Below are 19,780 nucleotides of genomic sequence, written 5' to 3'. Positions count from 1 at the left end.
CGGGTCGGTCGTCGGGTCGGTCGTCGGGTCGGTCGTCGGGTCGGTCGTCGGGTCGGTCACCGCGGTGTCGCTCAACCGCCGGCGCTGGGCAGCGACCCGAGCTGGCCGGCGAGCCAGCTCGACTGCGACTGCATCTGGTTGAGCGCCGTCTCCAAGGCGGTGAACTGGCGCTGCAGCGTGGTCCGCCGCAGCTCGAGGCGCGTGTCCCAGTCGGCGACCGAGTCCTGGAGCCGGGTGACACCGTCGCGGCGACCGATGATGGCCGCGGTCAGGGTGCCCTTGGCCGAGTCGCTGCTCGACTTGGCCACCGCGGCCACCCGTGCCGCCAGACCGTCGGTGACGTTGCCGAACTTCTCGGTGACCCCGGCGGGGTCGGCGAGGTAGGCGGCCTCGAAGGCGGCGGTGTCGAGCTTGAGGGTCCCGTCACGGGCCACCTGCAGACCGGAGCCGGCCAGCGACGACCCGTCGGTCGGGTAGACGCTGTTGAGCAGCTCGGTGCGCAGGGCTCGGACGGCGGACTCGCCGGAGAGGGGCCCCGCGGTCTTGGTGGTCGCGTTGTACGCCGACTGGGTGTCGATGCTGGTGAGCACCGAGTTGACGGTGTCGACCAGGTCCTTCATCGCGGCGGTGACCGCCGCGGTGTCGCGGGAGACCGTGATCCGCGACGTCGTGCCCACGGTGGCACCGTCGCCGAGGGTGACGGTCGTGCCGGGCAGGAGGTCGGTGAAGGTGTTGCTGGTCGAGGTGGCGACGATTCCGGCGCCCAGGTCGAGCGACGCGTCGCTCCCGGCGACGACGGTCGCACCGCCGAGCAGCGGGCTGCCGTCGAGCTTGGTCAGGTCGAAGTCCTGGGCGGCGCCCGTGGCGACCGACTCGACCATGAGGCGGTAGGAACCGCCGGCGACCTGGATCGTGCTGGCGCGCAGCCCGGTGGCGTTCGCCGGGTTGTTGATCGCCGAGACCAGCCCGGCGAGCGTGCCGTCACCGGTGTCGAGGGTGACCGGGGAGCCGTCGAAGCGGTCCAGCTTCACGGAGGTGGAGGCTCCGGTGACGACGTCGGTCAGGGCGGCGGCGGACTGGAAGCCCAGCTGGTGGACGCGGGCCTGGCTGAGGACGTTGACCGAGAAGGAGGCCGGCGCGGCGCCGGCGGCGGTGGTGACCTTGATGGACGTGGCCGAGGACGTGGCCGACAGGGGCGACCAGGCGGTGGCCTTGGTCAGCGCGGTCGCCTTGCCCTGGAGCGTCACGACGCGGGTGTTGAGGGTCTGCATCGAGGTGATGACGGACTGCTCACTGGCGACGCGCGACTTCAGCCGGGACTGCGGGGCGGCCTCCAGCTGCATGAGCTGGTCGATGATGCCTGCGGAGTCGAGCCCGCTCGACAGACCGCTGATGCTGGCCATCGGGACCTCCTGCTACCTGGTTCGTGTCCGGTCGTGCTGTCAGGGAAGGAGCGATGGTCCGGGGCGGAACGAGGGGTCGCCTCGTCCCGCCCCGGACCGCACGCCGTCAGCCGCGCAGGAGCGAGAGGACGCTCTGCGGGGCGGAGTTCGCCTGGGCGAGCATCGCGGTGCCGGCCTGCGACAGGATCTGCGAGCGGGTGAAGCTCATCATCTCCTGCGCCATGTCGGTGTCGCGGATGCGGCTCTCGGAGGCCGACAGGTTCTCGACGGCCACGTTGAGGTTGTTGATGGTGTGCTCGAAGCGGTTCTGCACGGCACCCAGCGAGGCACGGGCCGACGAGATCGTCTTGATCTGGTTGTCGATCGTGGTGATCGCGTTGCGGGCGTTGGTCGCGCTGTCGAACGCGATGGCCCCCGAGACGGCCGAACCTGCGGCGCCACCCGTGCCGGGAGCGGTGGTGGCCAGGGTGCCACCGTTGGTCGCGACGACGACCAGCTCGTTCGACTGGTTGACGCTGGCCGAGAAGCTCGCGTTGAAGCCGGTGTCGCTGTTGAGCTTCTGGGCGACCTCCTGGACCGTGTTGAAGCTGCCGGCCGCACCCATGGCGACGGTCGAGGTGGCAGCGACACCGGTGGTGGTGAAGGTCCAGTTGCCGGTGACGGCGGTCGGGGTGACGACCGCGTACTTGTTGCCCGCACCCGTCGACAGGGCCGTCGCGACGTTGGAGACGTTCGCGGCGTCGAAGTCGAAGGAGATGACGTTGTCCGCCGAGGACGAACCGGCACCGACCTGGAAGTTCAGGGTGTTGGCGCTGCCGTCGAGCAGCTTGGTGCCGTTGAAGTTCGTCGAGCCGGCGATGCGGGACAGCTCCGACTGCAGCTGCGAGGCCTCCGTGGTGATGGCGGAGCGGGCGTCGGCGTTGTTGGTGTCCGACGAGGCCTGCACCGCGAGGTCGCGCATGCGCTGCAGGATGGAGTGGACCTCGGTGAGCGCACCTTCCGCGGTCTGCACGACGCTGATGCCGTCCTGGGCGTTGCGGACGGCGACCTTGAGGCCACCGACCTGCGAGCGCAGGCCCTCCGAGATGGCGAGACCGGCGGCGTCGTCGGCGGCCCGGTTGATGCGGAACCCGCTCGACAGCTTCTCGAGCGACTTCGACATCTGCCCCTGGGTGACGGACAGGTTGCGGTACGAGTTGAACGCGTCGGTGTTGGTGTTGATGCGAAGACCCATGATGATTCCCTCCTGGTCAGGTCCTGACGAAGCCCGTCCGTGGGCTTCGACGAGTTCATCGGCGCTGGTGCCGATGGTCTGAGGAAAACCGCCGACGATTTGTGGCGGTCCCGGTGGTGCGGTGGTGGTGCGGTGGCGGTGGTGCTGGTCGCGGCCCCGCGCACGGGGTCGCGAGCAGGACGGCCCGGTGGGCCGCCCGGCTGCTCGAGGTGGTCTAGGAGACCGAGTTGAACCGCACGGCCGAGAGGCCGTCGGTCATCCGCCGGGGGCGCATCGCGGCCGCGTGCCGGTCGGCCACGGCTTGGAAGTAGGTCTGGCGGCGGCGGGCGACGCAGCCGTCGGCGCGGGCCGGCGCGACGACGAGGTCGGGGTCGAGCGCGGTGTTCATGGCGTCGCGCAGCAGGACCAGGGCCTCCGCGCGGATCTGCGAGACCCGGGACTCGCTGACCCCGAGGGTCGCGGCGATCTCGGCCATCGGCCGCTCGGCGATGAAGTACTCCTGCACCACGACCCGCATCCGCTCGGGCAGCTCGGCGATCGCGTCGACGAGGTAGGACAGCCGCTCGCTGCGGACCAGCTGCTCCTCGGGCGTCGGGGAGGCGCTGACGAGCACCTCCTCGTAGGGGGTCTCACCGCCCGCCTGCAGCGAGAGGACCTGGGCCCGGGCGACGTCGCCCTCGGTGCCCTCGACCTCGGCCGCGGAGATGCCCAGGGAGCTCGCGATCTCAGCCGTGGTCGGCACCCGGCCCAGGGCGACGGCCAGCTCGCTACGCGCGGCGTCGATGTCGCGGCTGCGCCGGCGCACCGAGCGCGAGGCCCAGTCGATGCCGCGCAGCTCGTCGACCATGGCACCGCGGATGCGGGTGATCGCGTAGCGGGCGAACGACACGCCACGCTCGGCGTCGAAGGCACGTGCTGCCTTGACCAGCGCCGTGAGGCCCGCCGAGTGCAGGTCGTCGCGGCTGACGTGGGCAGGGACGTTGCGCACGGTCTCCCGCACGACGTGGGCCACCAGCCCGAGGTGGGAGGTGATGAGCTCGTCGGCCGTGGGGGCTCCGACGATCTCGATCGCGCGCTCGGTCATGACAGTCGAGCTCCTCGTGCGGCGTCCTCGATGGTCCACGTCGTCATGGCCACGACCCTGCGGCGGCGCGGCGCGCATGCCTGCTGTGTCATGTGGTGTCTCCCCTCCCGTTGACCGGACCGACTGCTAGGCCCTCACCCACCGGTCGCTGAGCAGTCTGCAGACAGATTCGGCGACCGCGCAGTGGATACCGGGAGATCTGGCCTATCGGTCGATCGCGCTCTAGTCACTACGGGGGGTCATTCCCTGGGGCCCTGACCAGGTTCTCCTGGGTATTTGACTCAGGTCGGTCGCCCGGCGGCCGACCACACCTGCTGACCCCGTCCGACACGTCGACCTGGAGTAGACCGTGGAGAAGCTCTCACTCGTCCTGTGGCAGGAGCGTGACCTGATGGACACGCTGCTGTACCGCCTGGAGATCGAGCAGCTCGTCCTGGCCAACGGCCGGACCGACTGGCTGATGCGCGCCGCCCGCGAGGTGGAGTCGGTGCTGCACGAGATGCGGGAGAGCGAGGTCCTGCGCTCCATCGCGGCCGGCGAGGCCGCCGAGTCCCTCGGGCTCCCGGCCGACGCGCCCCTGCGCGAGATCGCCGCACGCGCCGACGAGCCGTGGCGCACGACGCTGATGGACCACCACGAGGTGTTCACCACGACCGTCCGTCGTCTGGTCGACCTGGCCGAGTCCAACCGCTACCTACTCACCCAGGGCTACAACTCGGCCCGCGAGACGCTGATGAACATGGCCGGCGAGGCGCCGCAGAGCTACAGCCAGAACGGCACGGCGGTGACCGCCACGCCGCTGTCCCAGTTCGTCGACAGGAGCGTCTAGCGGTGAGCGGCTCCTTCGCCTCGCTCAACACGGCGCTGACCGCCCTGCGGTTCAACCGGGTGGCCCTCGACGTCGCCTCCAACAACGTCGCCAACGCCGGCACCGAGGGCTACAGCCGACGCCGCGTGGTGGGCGAGTCGCTCGGAGCCTCGGCCGTCCCGGCCCGCTGGTCACGCCTGCCCGAGGGCCTGGACGCCGTCGGCGGGGGCGTCGGGGTCGCCTCGGTCGACCGGTTGGCCGACGGGCTGCTGGACGCCCGCGCCCGCACCGAGCACGGCCGCCAGGAGTACCTCGACGTCCGGTCCACGGTCCTGCAGCGTGTCGAGAGCGCAATCGGCGAGCCCGGCACGACCGGCGTGGCCGCCTCGCTGTCGGCGTACCGCAACAGCTGGAGCGACCTGGCCAACGCACCGACGAGCGGCGCGGCGCGCGGCCAGGTGCTGGCCCGTGCCGAGGCGCTCGTCGACGTCGTGCACGCGCAGGCCGCCAACATCGACAACGAGGCCACGACGCAGCGTTCCTCGCTGCTCGCGACGGTCTCGGAGGCCAACACCGTCGCCACCGAGCTGGCCACGGCCAACGCCGCGATCGCCGCGGCGTCGCTCGACGGCGTCGACCAGGGCGACCTGGCCGACCAGCGTGACCGGCTGGCGATGCGGCTGTCCGAGCTCACCGGTGCGACGGCGACCGCCCGGGCCGACGGGGGCCTCGACATGACCCTCGGCGGTGTGTCCCTCGTGCAGGGCTCCCAGGCCGGCGGGCTCGTCGTGACCAGCGGGGTCACCCCGACCGGTGCCGCGGACGGCTCCCCCGTGGGCCTCGCCGTGACCTCGGGCGCCACCACGACCCCCACCGGCGCCGTGGGCGGCAAGCTCGGCGCCACCGTCGACCTCCTCGACGTCACGCTGCCCGCCTACGCCGCGGGCCTGTCCGCCGTGGTCACGACGCTGGCCGACGAGGTCAACGCCCTGCACAGCACGGGCTACGACGCGACCGGGACGACGGGCCGCGCCTTCTTCACCTACACCCCCGGGGACGCCGCCCGCAGCCTGTCGGTCGCGATCACCTCGCCCGACGAGGTGGCCGCCTCGGGCCTGCCCGGTGGCGTCGTCGACGGGTCGCGCGCCGACGCGCTCGCCGAGGACGGCGACGCCGAGGACGGCTACACGCGCCTGGTCACCGACTTCGGCATCCAGGTGGCTTCCAGCCAGCGACTGTCCACCACCCAGGGCCTGCTCACCACGCAGGTCGACTCCGCACGCCAACAGCTGTCGGGGGTCAACCTCGACGAGGAGATGGTCACCATGTTGTCCGCCCAGCGCGCCTACGAGGCCGCCGCCCGGGTGATGTCGGTCGTGGACTCCGTCCTCGACACGCTCATCAACCGCACCGGGGTCGGCTGATGAGCACCACCCGCGTCACCCAGAACCTGCTGGTCAGCCGGTCGCTCGCCTCGCTGCAGGGCAGCCTGTCGCGCCTGGGCAAGGTGCAGGAGCAGATCTCGACGGGTCGCGTGGTCAACCGCGCCTCCGACGACCCCACGGCCGCCTCGGCGGCGATGACCTTCCGCACCGCCCTGGCCAAGCAGGAGACCTACGCCCGCAACGCGGCCGACGGCCAGGCCTGGCTCGGCACCATCGACAGCACCCTCAGCGGGATGTCGACCGGGATCCGCCGGGCCCGCGAGCTCGGCCTGCAGGGTGCGAGCACCGGGAGCTCGACGGCCTCCTCCCGCGCTGCTCTCGCGGCCGAGGTGGACCAGCTGCGCGAGAGCCTGGTCTCCCAGGCCAACACCTCCTACCTGGGCCGACCCGTCCTGGGCGGGGTGACGGCCGGGTCGACCGCGTTCGACGCCACGGGCGCCTACGTGGGCACCCCCGGGGCGGTCATGCGCACGGTCGGCGACGGGGTCAAGGTGCGCGTCGACGTCACGGGGACCGACGTCGTCGGACCCAACGGCGACTCGCTGTTCGACGACCTCAGCGCCCTGTCCGCCGGTCTCGTCGCCGGTGACGCGACCGCGATCCGGGCGACGCTCGGCAAGCTCCAGGGCCGGCTCAACACCCTCGGCACCGTGCAGGCCACGGTCGGTGCGTCGTACAACCGCGTCGAGAACGCCGCGCAGGCGGCCGTCGACACGGGCAACGACCTGCGCGGCCGGCTCTCCGAGGCCGAGGAGACCGACCTGCCCAAGGCGATCGTGCAGGTCAAGATGCAGGAGGTCGCCTACCAGGCGGCCCTGGCCGCAACGGCCCGCGTGATGCAGCCGAGCCTCGTGGACTTCCTGTCATGATGACCACGACCACCACGCTGCCTCCGGTCGGCTGCGACTCGGACGGCACACCGCAGGAGAACCCCATGTCGAGCACGTCCAGCCTGTCGAGCACCGTCACCACCGACCTCCCGGTCATCGACCTGGTGCACCCGCTGCCGGGCTTCCCCGACGCGCGACGTTTCGCCCTCGTGCAGCTCGACGACGAGGGCCACCTGTGCGACCTGCGCTCGCTCGACCAGGACGACCTGAGCTTCCTGGTGGTGCCACCGGCCTACTTCTTCGCCGACTACTCCCCCGTCCTCGACGACGCCACCGTGGCCGACCTCGCGATCGAGTCGGCCGACGAGGTGCTCGTGCTCGTCATCCTCACCGCGGGCGCGTCCCTGGCCGCGACGACCGCCAACCTGCTCGCGCCCGTGGTCGTCAACACGCGCACCCGCCAGGCGGTCCAGGTCGTGCTCGACGACACGACGCTGTCCACCGCCACGCCCGTCCTCTCCTAGGACACTCGCCGTGCCAGCCACCGGGCGCGCTGCGCCATGCCCTAGCGTGGGCACATGCTGGTCCTGAGCCGCCGCATCGGCGAGAGCCTCGTGATCGGCGACAACGTCGTCGTCACCGTGCTGGAGGTCCGGGGCGACGTGGTGCGCATCGGGATCGACGCGCCCCGGTCGGTGGCGGTCAACCGCGCCGAGCTGCTCGCCGAGCTCGAGAGCAGCAACCAGGCGGCGGCCTCGCCGTCCGAGGACACCGTCGCCGCGCTCGCGCGGCAGATGCGCGAGCGCCCGCCCGGCTGACCCCGGTCGCCGGCCGACCGGTTCGCCGGTCGTTCTCCTCAGGTCCGCCCCCCGTGGGCCGAACGTTGCAGTGTCCTGAGGAGGGCACATGAACGACGATGCCGAGATCGTGGCCGAGTTCCTCGTGGAGAGCCACGAGAACCTCGACCAGCTCGACCGTGACCTGGTCGAGCTGGAGCAGAACCCCGGGTCGCGCGAGCTGCTGTCCAGCATCTTCCGCGCGATCCACACCATCAAGGGGACCAGCGGGTTCCTCGCGCTGGACCGCCTGGAGCGGCTGACGCACCACGGCGAGGACCTGCTCTCCCGCCTGCGGGACCGCGAGATGGTGATGACCACCGAGGTCGCCGGCGTGCTGCTGCGCATGGTCGACACCGTGCGGGCCCTGCTCGACCTGATCGAGTCCAGCGGCGGCGACGCCGACGAGTCGGTCGAGATCGACTCGGTGATCGCCGAGCTCAAGCGGATCCTCGCCACCCCGCAGGACGCCGTCCCGGTCGAGGAGCCCGTCGCCGAGCCCTTCGTGGAGACCGTCGTGCACGTGGTCGCCGAACCCGTCGCCGAGACCGCCGTGGAGACCGTCGTGGACGTGGTCCCCGAGCCGGTCGTGGAGCCCGTGGTGGAGACGCCGGACGAGGTCGCGGCCCGCCTGCCGGTGCCACCGACCCCGCCGGCGACGCCCGCGGCACCCTCCGCGCCCATGGAGCCCGCCGAGTCGGCCGAGGCGGTCGCCGAGGACGACGGCACGGCCACCCGGCGCGTCGTGGACTCCTCGGTGCGCGTCGACGTCGAGCTGCTCGACGGCCTGGTGCAGCTGGTCGGTGAGCTCGTCCTGACCCGCAACCAGATCATGCAGCGCACCGACGTCGGCAACACCGACACCGACCCCGACCTGATCCGCGCCGCGCAGCGCCTCGACATCGTGGCCAGCGAGCTGCAGGAGAACGTCATGCGCACGCGCATGCAGCCGATCGGCCAGGTCTGGGCCAAGATGCCGCGGATGGTGCGCGACCTCTCGCTGCAGCTGGGTCGCGAGGTCAGCCTCGAGCTCGAGGGTCACGAGACCGAGCTCGACCGCACGCTGCTGGAGGCGCTCAAGGGGCCGCTGACCCACCTCGTGCGCAACTCGCTCGACCACGGGCTCGAGGCACCGGCCGCCCGCGTCGCCCTCGGCAAGCCCGCCGCGGGTCGCCTGCACCTGCGCGCGTTCCACGAGAGCGGCCAGGTGATCATCGAGATCACCGACGACGGGCGCGGCATCGACCCCGAGAAGATCGCGGCCGCCGCCCTCACCCGCGGGGTCGTCACCCGCGACGCGCTGGCCCGGATGGAGCCACGCGCCATCCTGGACCTGATCTTCCGCCCCGGCTTCTCGACCGCCGAGCAGGTCACCAACGTGTCCGGGCGCGGGGTCGGCATGGACGTCGTCCGCACCAGCATCGAGCGGATCGGCGGCACCGTCGACCTGGCGAGCGTCGTCGGCAAGGGCACCACGGTCCGCGTGCGGATCCCGTTGACGCTGGCGATCATCCCGGCCCTCGTGGTCGGGCAGGGCGGCGAGCGCTACGCCATCCCGCAGGCCAACCTGGTCGAGCTCGTCCGGCTCGAGGGCCAGGACCTCGCGGAGGCGGTGGAGGTGCTCGCCGACGCGCCGGTCCTGCGGCTGCGCGGCCGGCTGCTCCCCCTGGTCGGTCTGTCCGAGGTGCTCGGTGAGCCCTGGGTCAAGGCCGAGCCGCTCACGGTCGTGGTCGTCCAGGCCGACGACGTCCACTTCGGTCTCTGCGTCGACGACGTGCACGACACCCAGGAGATCGTGGTCAAGCCGATCGGGCGCCAGCTCAAGTCGCTGATGATGTACGCCGGCGCCACGATCATGGGCGACGGCCGGGTGTCGTTGATCCTCGACATCGCCGGCATCGCCCGCGAGCGGGCGCTCGTCTCGCCCGACGAGCACGTCGACGACGTCCGGGCCGCGGCCGTCGACAGCAGCGCCCTGCTGGTGCTCGAGGTCTCCAACGGCCGCCGGGCGGCCCTGCCCCTCACCGCCGTCTCGCGCCTGGAGGAGTTCGCGCTCGACCGCGTCGAGCGCTCGGGCGCCGTCCAGGTCGTCCAGTACCGCGACGGGATCCTGCCGCTGGTGTGGCTGGCCGCGGCGATCGGCCTGACCGCGTCACCACCACCCGAGGAGCAGCTCTCGGTCGTCGTCCACGAGGACGGCGACCAGCGGGTCGGCATCGTCATCGACCGGGTGCTCGACGTGGTGGAGGAGGCCGTCGTGTCATCCGACGTGGGGCGTCGCCCCGGTGTCCTCGGCTCCGCGGTCGTGCAGGACAAGGTGACCGACCTCGTCGACCTCGACGCCGTCGTCGGGCCGCTGCTGGTGGGTGCGCGATGAGCGCCACGACCACGACGACCGGCGGCAGCCGCACGATCGCCCGTCAGTACTGCACGTTCTGGGTCAACGGCCTGCACCTCGGCCTCTCGGTCGAGCACGTGCAGGAGGTGCTGCGCTACCAGCAGCTCACGCGCGTGCCCAACGCCACGGACACCGTGCGTGGCCTGATCAACCTGCGCGGCCAGATCGTGACCGCGCTCGACCTGCGGAGCCGGCTCGGGCTGCCGCCGCGACCGGAGGACGAGCTGCCGATGAACGTCATCGTCCGCAGCCGAGGCGAGGTGGTCTCGCTGCTCGTCGACGACATCGGCGACGTCATGGACACCGCCGACCACGCCCTCCAACCGACGCCGGCCAACCTGCCCCTCACGGTGCAGGACGTCATCCACGGCGTCGTTCCCCTGTCCGGCTCGATCCTGCTCGTCGTGGACGCCGACCGCGCGGTCGACGTCTCAGGCGTCACCGACACCCTCACCGAAGGAGCATCATGACCCAGCTCGCCCACAACCCGAAGGCCAACGGCCGTCCGCGGACCACCGCGGCGAAGCCGTCCGACCCCGAGGCCCTCCTCGACACCGCGCACGTCGAGCTGTCGACGCTGCCCGGCGTCCTGGAGGGAATCCCGACCCGGGTGATGCTGGCCGATCGCAACTTCACCATCACCTACGCCAACGCGGCGACGCGTGAAGGCCTGATGCGGCTGGCCGACTGGCTGCCGATCAGCCCGGACCAGATCGTCGGGGCCAACCTCGACATCTTCCACAAGAACCCGGGCTACCAGCGCGCGATCCTCGACGACCCGAGCCTGCTGCCGCGGCGGGCCAACATCTCGGTCGGGCCGGAGACCCTGGACCTGCAGGTGCACGCGCTCTACGACACCGAGGGTGCCTACGTCGGCGCCATGGCCAGCTGGGAGAACATCACCGACGACCTGCGCAAGGAGCGCGAGCTGCAGGAGCTGATGGCCGACGGCGTTGCCATCAACCGGGTGCTCGCCGGCCTGGGCTCTGCCACCGACGTCGAGGCGGCCGTGAGCTCGGTGCTCGACGCCGTGCGCACGGAGTTCGGCTGGGCCTACGGCTCGTACTGGAAGGTCGACCCTGCGGTCAACGCGCTGAAGTTCGTGCAGGAGTCGGGTGACGCCGGTGCGGAGTTCCGGCGCGTCACCCTCGCGGCGTCGTTCGAGCGCGGGGTGGGCCTGTCGGGTCGGGCCTGGGCCACCGAGGACCTGTTCTTCACCCGCGACCTCGGCGAGATGACCGACTGCGTCCGGGCGCCCGCCGCCCAGCGGGTCGGCGTCAAGTCCGGGGTCGTGTTCCCGATCATGGTCGACGGCAGGGTCGACGGCACGATGGACTTCTTCGTCACCGAGACCATCGACCCGAGCCCGCAGCGTCTCGACGCGTTGCGCAACGTCGGCCGACTGGTCTCCCAGGCCTTCGAGCGGATCAGCCGCGAGGCAGTGGAGCGCGAGCGGGCCGCCGCCATGGCCGAGAAGGTCGACCGGGTGCTCGCGGTGGTGCGGGCGGCCAGCGAGGGGGACCTGACGCAGACCCTCGAGCTGGACGAGTCCGACGCGATCGGTCAGCTCGCCGGCGGCCTCGGCTCCCTGCTGGGCACCCTGCGCGAGAGCATGGTCAACATCGGCCGGACCGCCGACAGCCTCGACATCGCCGCCGAGCAGCTCACGATCCTGGCCCAGGGCATGGGCGACGGCGCGTCGCTGACCTCCGACCGCGCGACCAGCGCCACCACGAGCTCCTCGGAGGTCTCGGCCAGCATCCAGACGGTGGCCAGTGCCGCCGAGGAGATGACGGCCAGCATCCGCGAGATCGCCCAGAACGCGACCGAGGCCGCCACCGTGGCGACCGGCGCGGTCGGGGTGGCGAGCTCGGCCCAGGACACCGTGGCCAGCCTCGGTGAGTCGAGCGCCGAGATCGGTCAGGTCATCAAGGTGATCACCTCGATCGCCCAGCAGACCAACCTGCTCGCGCTCAACGCGACCATCGAGGCCGCTCGGGCCGGCGACGCCGGCAAGGGCTTCGCCGTGGTCGCCAACGAGGTCAAGGAGCTGGCCAAGGAGACCGCCCGGGCGACCGAGGACATCGGCCAGAAGATCGAGGCCATCCAGGGCGACACCCGCGGGGCCGTCTCGGCGATCAGCGAGATCGCGGAGGTGATCGGTCGGATCAACGACATCCAGACCACGATCGCCTCGGCGGTCGAGGAGCAGACCGCCACGACCAACGAGATCGCCCGCAGCGTGACCGAGGCCGCCGGTGGCGCCAACGGCATCGCCGACGACATCACCCAGGTGTCCTCGGCCGCCGACGACACCCGCCAGGGAGCGCACAACACCCTGCAGTCGGCCACCGAGCTGGCGACGATGGCCAGCGAGCTCAAGGCGCTCGTCTCCAAGTTCACCGTCTGAACGAGCCGTCCAGCGGCACCACCAGCACCACAGGCGAACCCCGAGGGCGCCGGGCGACCAGCCCGGCGCCCTCGTCTGCTTATGCTGACCCTGGCCGTCACCTCACTGGGCTCTCCTCGTTGTACGTCGTGGGTGGGGACGCCACCCGCGGGAGGAGGGGGTCACCACGACCGAGCCGCAGGGGCGAGAGGGGAGCCGGTTGATGGAGCTCGTCGTCCTCCCGGCGGTCCGCGACGTCGACCCGGCCTCCGGCGGCATCGTCGTGGCCCACGACCAGTCCGGCTTGCGCACGACGATGGTGCCCGGCGAGGAGGTCGTGCTGCTCGACGTCGACGGCGAGTTCCACGCCGGGGTGATCACCGCGCTGAGCGTGCGCGACGGCCGGCTGCACTACGCGATCCGTCAGGGCGTCCGCCTGCCCTCCGAGGCCGCGCACGACCGTCTCGACGAGTCGCCCGCGCCCGACCCCGGGCGCGCCACCACCAAGGGCGTCACCGACCAGTCCCTGCTCGACCTGCTCGGCGAGCTACGCGACACCGACGACGAGGCGTGACCGCACGGTCGCTCAGGACCGGTCGAGCCTCAGCAACGCCCAGTCGGTGACGATCGGGGCCAGCCGCGCCTCGGCCCACAGCGGCAGCTGGTCGAGGTGGTGCGGGTCCCCCGGCACCCCCGAGGCGCCCATCGGCACCACCCAGCCACCGGCGGTGCGGTCGGCGAGGTCCCAGACGTAGCGGGCGACCGCACCGCGGTAGGCCCGGTCGCCGACGCCGGGCAGCGAGCCGACGCAGCGCACGCAGTCCTGGTCGCCGCTCAGCGGTACGCCGGGCACGGCAGGCGCCTCGTGCTCGGCGCCCAGGTCGAAGGCGTGGGTGGGGGCGAAGACGTGCGTGTGGCCCCAGGTGGCGGGCCACCCGGACGCCTCGACGTCGGCCTCGGCGAGCCGCGCGGTCTCGACCAGGTCGATGCCGAAGGGGGTGCCGGCCGCGGCCAGGGCCGGGAGCGCGAGCCCGACGGCGACGGTCACGTCGAACCACGGCGCGACGACCGGGTCGGGCGCCGGCGCCCGCAGCGGGTCGAGGACCGGGTGGGCCGCGATCCGCGTGACGAGCGCCGAGCGCCAGGCGGCGTAGGCCGCGGCGTCGGCGGAGTCGGCGCGCATGTGGCCGTCCCAGCCGGCCAGCCGCGCGGGCGCGAGGTGGCGCAGGGCGTCGAGGCCGCCGAGCAGCGCGTCGTCGTGGATCGCGGTGAAGTCGTCGACGGTGAGCCCGGTGCGGTCGCCGAGCAGGGCGCGAATCCGGTCGGCGCGGTGCGGTGGCGCGAACTCGACCCCGATCTCGGCGCTCTCGGGACCGCGCCGGTCGTTGGCGGTGACGACCTGGCCGTCGGGGCCGACGTCGACGCGGTGCCGGTCGGTGCGCCAGCCGGTCCAGCGCCGCTCGGCGTCACGCGTCGGCACGCGACCGGCCCAGCGGTAGCGGACGGTGCCGTGCACGTCGGCGATCACGACGTTGTTGACCGGCTCGACCCAGTGCTCGAAGGCGGCGTCGACGTCGTCGGCGGTGCGGGCCCGCAGCAGCGGCAGCAGGGCCTCGAAGCCGAGGTCGCCGAGCTCGGTCGAGGGTCCGCGGAACCCGACGCCCGGCAGGACGGTGGGCCCGTCGTGGTCGGGGCCGACGTCGTCGAGGTCCTGGTAGTCGGCCATGGCGTTGGTGATCGCCCAGGCGACGTCGCCCGCGTGGGCGAAGTGCTGGACCCCCGGCACGCCGGTGAACGTGAACCCGACGACGTCGAAGGGGTCGTCGGGGTCCTCGCACGCCAGCCGGACCTGGTGGTAGACCCCGGGCGACTCGAAGGTGCGGTGGGGGTCGCCGCCGATCAGCGGCAGGCCCGAGGCCGTGCGCCCGCCCCCGACGGCCCACGCGTTGCTGCCGGCCGGCAGCGGCCCCTCGTGGGACAGCAGCGCCGCCTCGTCGCCGAGCACGGCCCGCACCCGGCGGTCCCACAGCGTGGAGCCGATGTCGGCGAAGAGCACCTGCTGGGCGTGGAAGGTCGCCAGCGGCATCCACGCAGGCCACGGCTCCGGCCGCAGCCCGACGACGACCAGCTCGGGCGGGGTGACGGCGGTCGGGTCGGCCAGGGCGGCGTTGACCCCGTCGACGTACGACGTGAGGAAGGCCCGGGTCTCCGCGCCCAGCGCGTCGAAGGCGCGGCGCGCGGTGTCGACGAGGCGGACCCGCCCCGCGAACCGGTCCCAGGGCTCACCGGCCACCCCGATCACCCCGACGGTCGTGCCGGTCGCCCGGCGCCGCAGCCACTCCAGCTGCCACGCACGGTCGCGACCGACCGCGACGCCCTGCCCGTGCGCGAGGTCGAGCACGTCGGTCGCCCTGACGTGGGGCACGCCCTGGGCGTCGCGGTAGATCCGGGCCATGGTCGGTGACGCTAATCGACCGGCGCGTGCGATCAGGACAACGGCACCCCGAAGTCGCCGCGCTGGAAGGACTGGTAGGCCTCGAGGACCTCGGCCCTGGTGTTCATCACGAACGGTCCGGCCCAGGCCAGCGGCTCGCGGATCGGACGGCCGCCGAGGACGACCACGTCGAGCTGGGGCGAGCGGCTCTCCTGGGTGCCGTCGGCACGCAGCGTGAGGTAGTCGCCGGCGCCGAGGACCGCGGTCTGGCCGGTACGGACGGGGCGCGCGTCGACGCCGACGGTGCCGTGCCCGTTGAGCACGTAGACCAGGGCGTTGAAGTCGACGTCCCACGGGAGCTCGAGGCGTGCGCCGGGCTCGACGGTGGCGTGCACCAGCGTCATCGGCGTGTGGGTCGACCCGGGGCCGTCGTGGCCGTCGACCGAACCGGCGATGACGCGCACCAGCGCGCCGGCGTCAGGGGTCGTGAGCAGGGCGACCTCGCGCGAGCGGATGTCCTGGTAGGCCGGGGTGGTCATCTTGGCGTCGCGCGGCAGGTTGACCCACAGCTGGATGCCGTGGAACAGGCCGCCCTGCTGGACCAGCCACTCGGGCGGGGTCTCGATGTGGAGCAGCCCGGAGCCGGCCGTCATCCACTGCGTGTCGCCGTTGGTGATCGAGCCGCCGCCGCCGTGGGAGTCGCGGTGGTCGAAGACGCCGTCGATGATGTAGGTGACGGTCTCGAAGCCGCGGTGGGGGTGCCAGGCGGTGCCCTTGGGCTCCCCGGGCGCGTACTCCACCTCGCCCATCTGGTCCATCATGATGAACGGGTCGATCTGGGCCAGGTCGATGCCGGCGAAGGCGCGGCGCACCGGGAACCCCTCGCCCTCGTGGCCCTGCGGAGCGGTGGTGACCGACCGGACCGGCCGCGGCTGGTCGCCGAGCCCGGGGGCCTTCACACGCTGGAGCACGGTCAGGTCGTCGACGGTCTGTGCGGGCACGGCACCCATCTCCTCGGTACTGGTTCAGGTTCGGTCTACGTCGGGCCCGCCAGGTCACGCGCGGGCCTCTGCTCCAACGGTAGTTGAATCTTGGACATTCCCGGTCGGACGGGCAGGTGCACCTCGACCGTCGTGCCCTCCCCGGGGCGCGAGGTCAGCGCGATCGACCCACCGTGCTGCTCGGCGACGGCCTGGGCGATCGCGAGGCCCAGGCCGCTGCCCGGGATGGCCCGGCTCTCGGCCAGCGAGCTGCGGAAGAACCGGGTGAACAGCTGGTGCTGCTCCTCGATCGGGATGCCGATGCCGGTGTCGCTCACGCGCAGCAGCGAGCGGTGCGCGCCGTCGTCGAGGCCCACCGTGACGGCGATCGAGCCGCCGTCGTCGGTGAACTTCACCGCGTTGCCCACCAGGTTGACGATCATCCGCTCGACCATCTCGCGGTCGCCGTACGTCGGCACGGGCACCTCGGGCAGGGTGACCTCCAGCTGCAGGCTGCGCGGCGGCTGCCCGGTGGGGGCCACCACGTCGAGCGCCGTCCGGACGGCGTCGCGCAGGTCGAACGGCTCCTCGTGGGGCCGGATCCCCGCCTCGGCGACGCGCGACAGGACGAGCAGGTCGTCGATCAGCGCGAGCAGCCGGTGGCTGTTGGACTGCACCCGCAGCAGTGCCTCGACCTGGTGCCGCGGCACGACGCCGAGGGTGCCGTCGGCGAGCATCTCGAGGTAGCCGACGATGCTGGTGATGGGGGTGCGCAGCTCGTGGCTGACGGTGGACACGAAGCGTTCCTTGACGGCGTCGACCTCACGCAGCCGCTCGACGGCCCGCCTCTCGGTCTCGAGCGCGTCGCGCAGCGCCTGCTCGGTGTCGAGCTGGTCGGTGATGTCCTCGGAGGTGCTCACGAAGCCGCTGGTGGTGCCGGCCACGGTGAGCTTCGACAGGGTCATGGCGTGCGTGCGCTCGACCCCGTCGTGGCGCAGGAAACGGATCGGGGTGCCGACCAGGCGGCGACCGACGACCGCCTCGACGACGGTCCGGAAGCCGTCGTCGACCCCCAGCTCGGCCGCCTTGTCGCGGATCGCCTCCGGGGTGTGCAGCGCCGACGCGTGCTTCCCGAGCACCTCGTCGGCGCGGTAGCCGAGCAGCCGCTCGGCGCCGGGGTTGAAGAGCGTGATCACCCCGAACGGGTCGGTGCCGATGATGGCGATCCCGGTCGCGCCGTCGACGATCCCGCGCACGAGGTCGCGCTCGGCCGCCGAGGCGGCGGCCGCCCCGACGTACTCCCCCACTCGCACCACCAGCGGGACCACGATCACCGCGCACGTCGCGGCGAACGCCGAGAGCAGCACGCCGCGGTAGTCGCCGGGCAGGCCGTAGCGCGACGGGACGTCGGCGAACGGTCCGCGGTCGAGGCTGGTGAGGGTGAGGGCGAGGCCGAGCACGCCGACGACTTGTGTCACGGCCTCGGCCGGCGTGGCCCGTAGCGCGGCCCAGGCGAGCAGCGGGATCACGAGGAAGGCCAGCGAGATCGACCCGTCGGGCAGGAGCAGTACGGGGGTCACCACCACGACGGCCACCCACTGCACCACGCGTTCGCCGGTCCGCGCCATCGCCCCTGGTGCTGGAAGCCGCAGGAACAACGGCGCCAGGTAGAGGTGGGACGCGGCCGTGGCCGCGCCGAAGCCCAGGGCCGCGCGAGCGGGATCGCCGGTGCCGACGAGCAGGTAGGTGGTCGCGGCCCCGGCGGCCGCGATGCCGCCCGCCAGGAGCGCCGCCGCGAAGTAGCGGCGCAGGTCGGCGTCGGTCCGCAGCTCGGGTCGGGCACCGTCGCTGCGGGCCAGCACCGCCGAGGCGGCCCAGACCACGAGGACCGCGATCGGCGCGAACCCCAGGGCGAGTGCGTCCGGGACCGACGCCAGCAGGACCGCGAGACCGCTGATCAGCGCGACGCAGGAGCAGACCAGGAGCCGCGCACGGACAGGCGCGAGCAGCATCGCGATGCTGCCGAGGGCGATCGGCCACAGACCGGTGACGTAGTCGCGGCGCGGAGCGGTTCCCGTCGCCACCCCCGCCAGCAGCGCCAGCAGCACGAGCAGGCCCACGACGGCGAGGAGCCGTCGCCGCCGGGGCGGGACCACTCGGGCGAGCAGACCCGCGGCGGCCTCGACGGGGGCCACGCGCACCAGGGAGGGGGGCAACACCGACGCCATGATCCTCCCCACCGCGGGGATGTGAAAGGCGACCGGACGAGGTCGCTACGGTGATCGACATGGCTGCACATCCGGGAACGCGCCCCACCTACGACGTCGTGGTCGTCGGGGGCGGCCACAACGGCCTGGTGTCGGCGGCGTACCTCGCCCGTGCCGGCTTGTCGGTGCTGGTGCTCGAGCGGCTCGGCCACACCGGAGGCGCCGCGGTGTCGGCCACCGCCTTCCCCGGCCTCCCGACCCGCCTGTCGCGCTACTCGTACCTGGTCTCGGTCATGCCGGAGCAGCTGATGGCCGACCTGCGCCTCGACGTCACGCTGTCGTCACGGCGCACCGCGTCGTACACCCCGACGCTGCGTGACGGGAAGCCCGGCGGTCTCCTGGTCGAGCGCCACGAGCGCGACGCCACCCGGCACTCGTTCCTCGAGCTCACCGGCGCCGAGACCGAGTACGACGCGTGGCGCGAGTTCTACGCCGACGTCGCCGAGATGGCCCGGGTCGTCGCCCCCACGCTGCTGCAGCCGCTGCCCACGGAGCGCGAGCTGCGAGAGCGGGTCGACCCCGGCACCTGGCGTGACCTCGTCACCCGCCCGCTCGGCGAGGCCGTCGAGCGCCGCTTCACCGACGACACCGTGCGCGGGGTCGTCGCGACCGACGCACTCATCGGCACCTTCGCCTCGTTGCACGACCCGTCGTTGGTGCAGAACCGCTGCTTCCTCTACCACCTCATCGGCAACGGCACCGGCGAGTGGCGGGTGCCGGTCGGCGGCATGGGCTCGGTCACCGGCGCGCTCGAGAGGGCCGCGGTCTCGGCTGGCGCCGAGATCCTCACCGGCGCCGGGGTGAGCGCGGTCCGCGCCGACGAGCACGGTGGTGGCGAGGTGACCTGGACCTCCGATGACGGCGCCTCCCACTCGGTGGGCGCGCGCTTCGTGCTGGCCAACGTGGCGCCCTGGGTGCTGCAGATCCTGCTCGGCGAGCAGCCCGAGCCCGACACCAAGCCCGAGGGCAGCCAGCTCAAGATCAACTTCCTGCTCGACCGGCTCCCCCGGCTGCGGTCCGGCGTCGACCCGGCCGTCGCCTTCGCCGGCACCCTGCACCTCGGCGAGGACTACTCCCAGCTCGAGGCGGCGTACGCCGACGCCGCGGCCGGACGGGTCCCGAGCGTGATGCCGGGCGAGGTCTACTGCCACTCGCTGACCGACCCGAGCATCCTGGGCGACGTGCCGTCGGGCACCCACACCCTGACCTACTTCGGGCTGCTCACCCCCGCGTCGCTGTTCGAGGCCGACCCCGAGGGCGCCAAGGCCCTCGCGGTCGAGCGCGCGATCGCCTCGCTCGACCAGCACCTCGTCGAGCCGCTGATGTCGTGCGTGGCGCGCGACGGCAACGGCGACCCGTGCCTGGAGGCCAAGGTCCCCCAGGACGTCGAGCGCGACCTGGCCATGCCGGGCGGTCACATCTTCCACGGCGACCTCGACTGGCCGTGGGCCCCGGCGCGGGCCCGTCTCGACACCCCCGCCCAGCAGTGGGGCGTGCAGACCAACCGCGACGCGGTGCTGCTGTGCGGCTCGGGCTCGCGACGCGGTGGTGCCGTGTCGGGCCTCGGCGGTCACCACGCGGCCCAGGCCATCCTCGCGATGCGCTGACGACACCCCCTGTGCGGGCGTAGCCTCAGGGCCTCGGGTGCGTTGAACACCCTGGTCAGTGCTGA

General features: G+C 72.6%; 16 protein-coding genes. 10 read left to right on the top strand and 6 right to left on the bottom strand.

Annotation, left to right across the window (positions count from 1 at the left end):
* Positions 1-71: 71 nt before the first annotated feature.
* The 3 genes from fliD to FZC61_RS19445 form a co-directional block, all read right to left on the bottom strand.
* Positions 72-1,403, bottom strand: a complete 1,332-nt coding sequence (fliD, locus tag FZC61_RS19455; RefSeq protein WP_148615836.1) for a flagellar filament capping protein FliD — start codon at positions 1,401-1,403, stop codon at positions 72-74.
* A gap of 106 nt (positions 1,404-1,509) precedes the next feature.
* Positions 1,510-2,637, bottom strand: coding sequence for a flagellin N-terminal helical domain-containing protein (locus tag FZC61_RS24005; protein ID WP_148615835.1), 1,128 nt, complete (start codon positions 2,635-2,637; stop codon positions 1,510-1,512).
* A 214-nt stretch (positions 2,638-2,851) separates the two neighbouring features.
* The gene (locus FZC61_RS19445) at positions 2,852-3,721 is read right to left on the bottom strand and encodes a sigma-70 family RNA polymerase sigma factor (protein ID WP_148615834.1); all 870 of its coding nucleotides are present in this window, start codon (positions 3,719-3,721) and stop codon (positions 2,852-2,854) included.
* Between the two features lie 349 nt (positions 3,722-4,070).
* On the opposite strand from FZC61_RS19445, the gene FZC61_RS19440 reads away from it, so the two are divergent.
* The 9 genes from FZC61_RS19440 to FZC61_RS23225 all read left to right on the top strand — a co-directional run bounded on the left by FZC61_RS19440 (position 4,071) and on the right by FZC61_RS23225 (position 13,001).
* Complete coding sequence (locus tag FZC61_RS19440; protein ID WP_148615833.1) at positions 4,071-4,550, top strand: flagellar protein FlgN; 480 nt, start codon at positions 4,071-4,073, stop codon at positions 4,548-4,550.
* Positions 4,551-4,552: 2 nt separating this feature from the next.
* Positions 4,553-5,953 (top strand): flagellar hook-associated protein FlgK, encoded by a 1,401-nt coding sequence (gene flgK / locus FZC61_RS19435; RefSeq protein WP_148615832.1) that lies wholly within the window; start codon positions 4,553-4,555, stop codon positions 5,951-5,953.
* Complete coding sequence (flgL, locus tag FZC61_RS19430) at positions 5,953-6,843, top strand: flagellar hook-associated protein FlgL (RefSeq protein ID WP_148615831.1); 891 nt, start codon at positions 5,953-5,955, stop codon at positions 6,841-6,843. The genes flgK and flgL overlap by 1 nt, the downstream gene beginning before the upstream one ends.
* 65 nt (positions 6,844-6,908) lie before the next feature.
* The gene (fliW, locus tag FZC61_RS19425) at positions 6,909-7,328 is read left to right on the top strand and encodes a flagellar assembly protein FliW (protein WP_148615830.1); all 420 of its coding nucleotides are present in this window, start codon (positions 6,909-6,911) and stop codon (positions 7,326-7,328) included.
* A gap of 54 nt (positions 7,329-7,382) precedes the next feature.
* Positions 7,383-7,622 (top strand): carbon storage regulator CsrA, encoded by a 240-nt coding sequence (csrA, locus tag FZC61_RS19420; protein ID WP_148615829.1) that lies wholly within the window; start codon positions 7,383-7,385, stop codon positions 7,620-7,622.
* A gap of 88 nt (positions 7,623-7,710) precedes the next feature.
* On the top strand, positions 7,711-10,017 hold the full coding sequence (locus tag FZC61_RS19415; protein WP_148615828.1) for a chemotaxis protein CheA: 2,307 nt from the start codon (positions 7,711-7,713) through the stop codon (positions 10,015-10,017).
* Complete coding sequence (locus FZC61_RS19410; protein WP_148615827.1) at positions 10,014-10,508, top strand: chemotaxis protein CheW; 495 nt, start codon at positions 10,014-10,016, stop codon at positions 10,506-10,508. Before FZC61_RS19415 ends, FZC61_RS19410 begins: the two co-directional genes overlap by 4 nt.
* Entirely contained in the window at positions 10,505-12,448 is a 1,944-nt protein-coding gene (locus FZC61_RS19405) for a methyl-accepting chemotaxis protein (protein ID WP_148615826.1), read from the top strand. Before FZC61_RS19410 ends, FZC61_RS19405 begins: the two co-directional genes overlap by 4 nt.
* A 202-nt stretch (positions 12,449-12,650) precedes the next feature.
* Positions 12,651-13,001 (top strand): hypothetical protein, encoded by a 351-nt coding sequence (locus FZC61_RS23225; RefSeq protein ID WP_170286189.1) that lies wholly within the window; start codon positions 12,651-12,653, stop codon positions 12,999-13,001.
* 12 nt (positions 13,002-13,013) lie between these two features.
* On the opposite strand, the gene FZC61_RS19395 is transcribed toward FZC61_RS23225, so the two are convergent.
* The 3 genes from FZC61_RS19395 to FZC61_RS19385 are packed head-to-tail and all read right to left on the bottom strand — an operon-like array spanning position 13,014 to position 18,060.
* Positions 13,014-14,882, bottom strand: coding sequence for a penicillin acylase family protein (locus FZC61_RS19395; protein WP_148615825.1), 1,869 nt, complete (start codon positions 14,880-14,882; stop codon positions 13,014-13,016).
* 32 nt (positions 14,883-14,914) lie between these two features.
* A complete protein-coding gene (locus FZC61_RS19390; RefSeq protein WP_148615824.1) occupies positions 14,915-15,862 on the bottom strand; it encodes a pirin family protein in 948 nt (315 codons plus the stop codon).
* Between the two features lie 35 nt (positions 15,863-15,897).
* Complete coding sequence (locus FZC61_RS19385) at positions 15,898-18,060, bottom strand: sensor histidine kinase (RefSeq protein ID WP_148615823.1); 2,163 nt, start codon at positions 18,058-18,060, stop codon at positions 15,898-15,900.
* A gap of 68 nt (positions 18,061-18,128) precedes the next feature.
* Here FZC61_RS19385 and FZC61_RS19380 point away from each other — a divergent pair, with 68 nt between their 5' ends.
* A complete protein-coding gene (locus FZC61_RS19380; protein ID WP_148615822.1) occupies positions 18,129-19,715 on the top strand; it encodes a phytoene desaturase family protein in 1,587 nt (528 codons plus the stop codon).
* The last annotated feature ends 65 nt before the right edge of the window (positions 19,716-19,780 follow it).

The sequence above is a fragment of the Nocardioides rubriscoriae genome (genome assembly GCF_008087085.1).
GTDB lineage: Bacteria > Actinomycetota > Actinomycetes > Propionibacteriales > Nocardioidaceae > Nocardioides > Nocardioides rubriscoriae.
The sequence above is the reverse complement of the archived record's forward strand: the minus strand, read 5'-3'. Positions and strand labels throughout refer to the sequence as shown.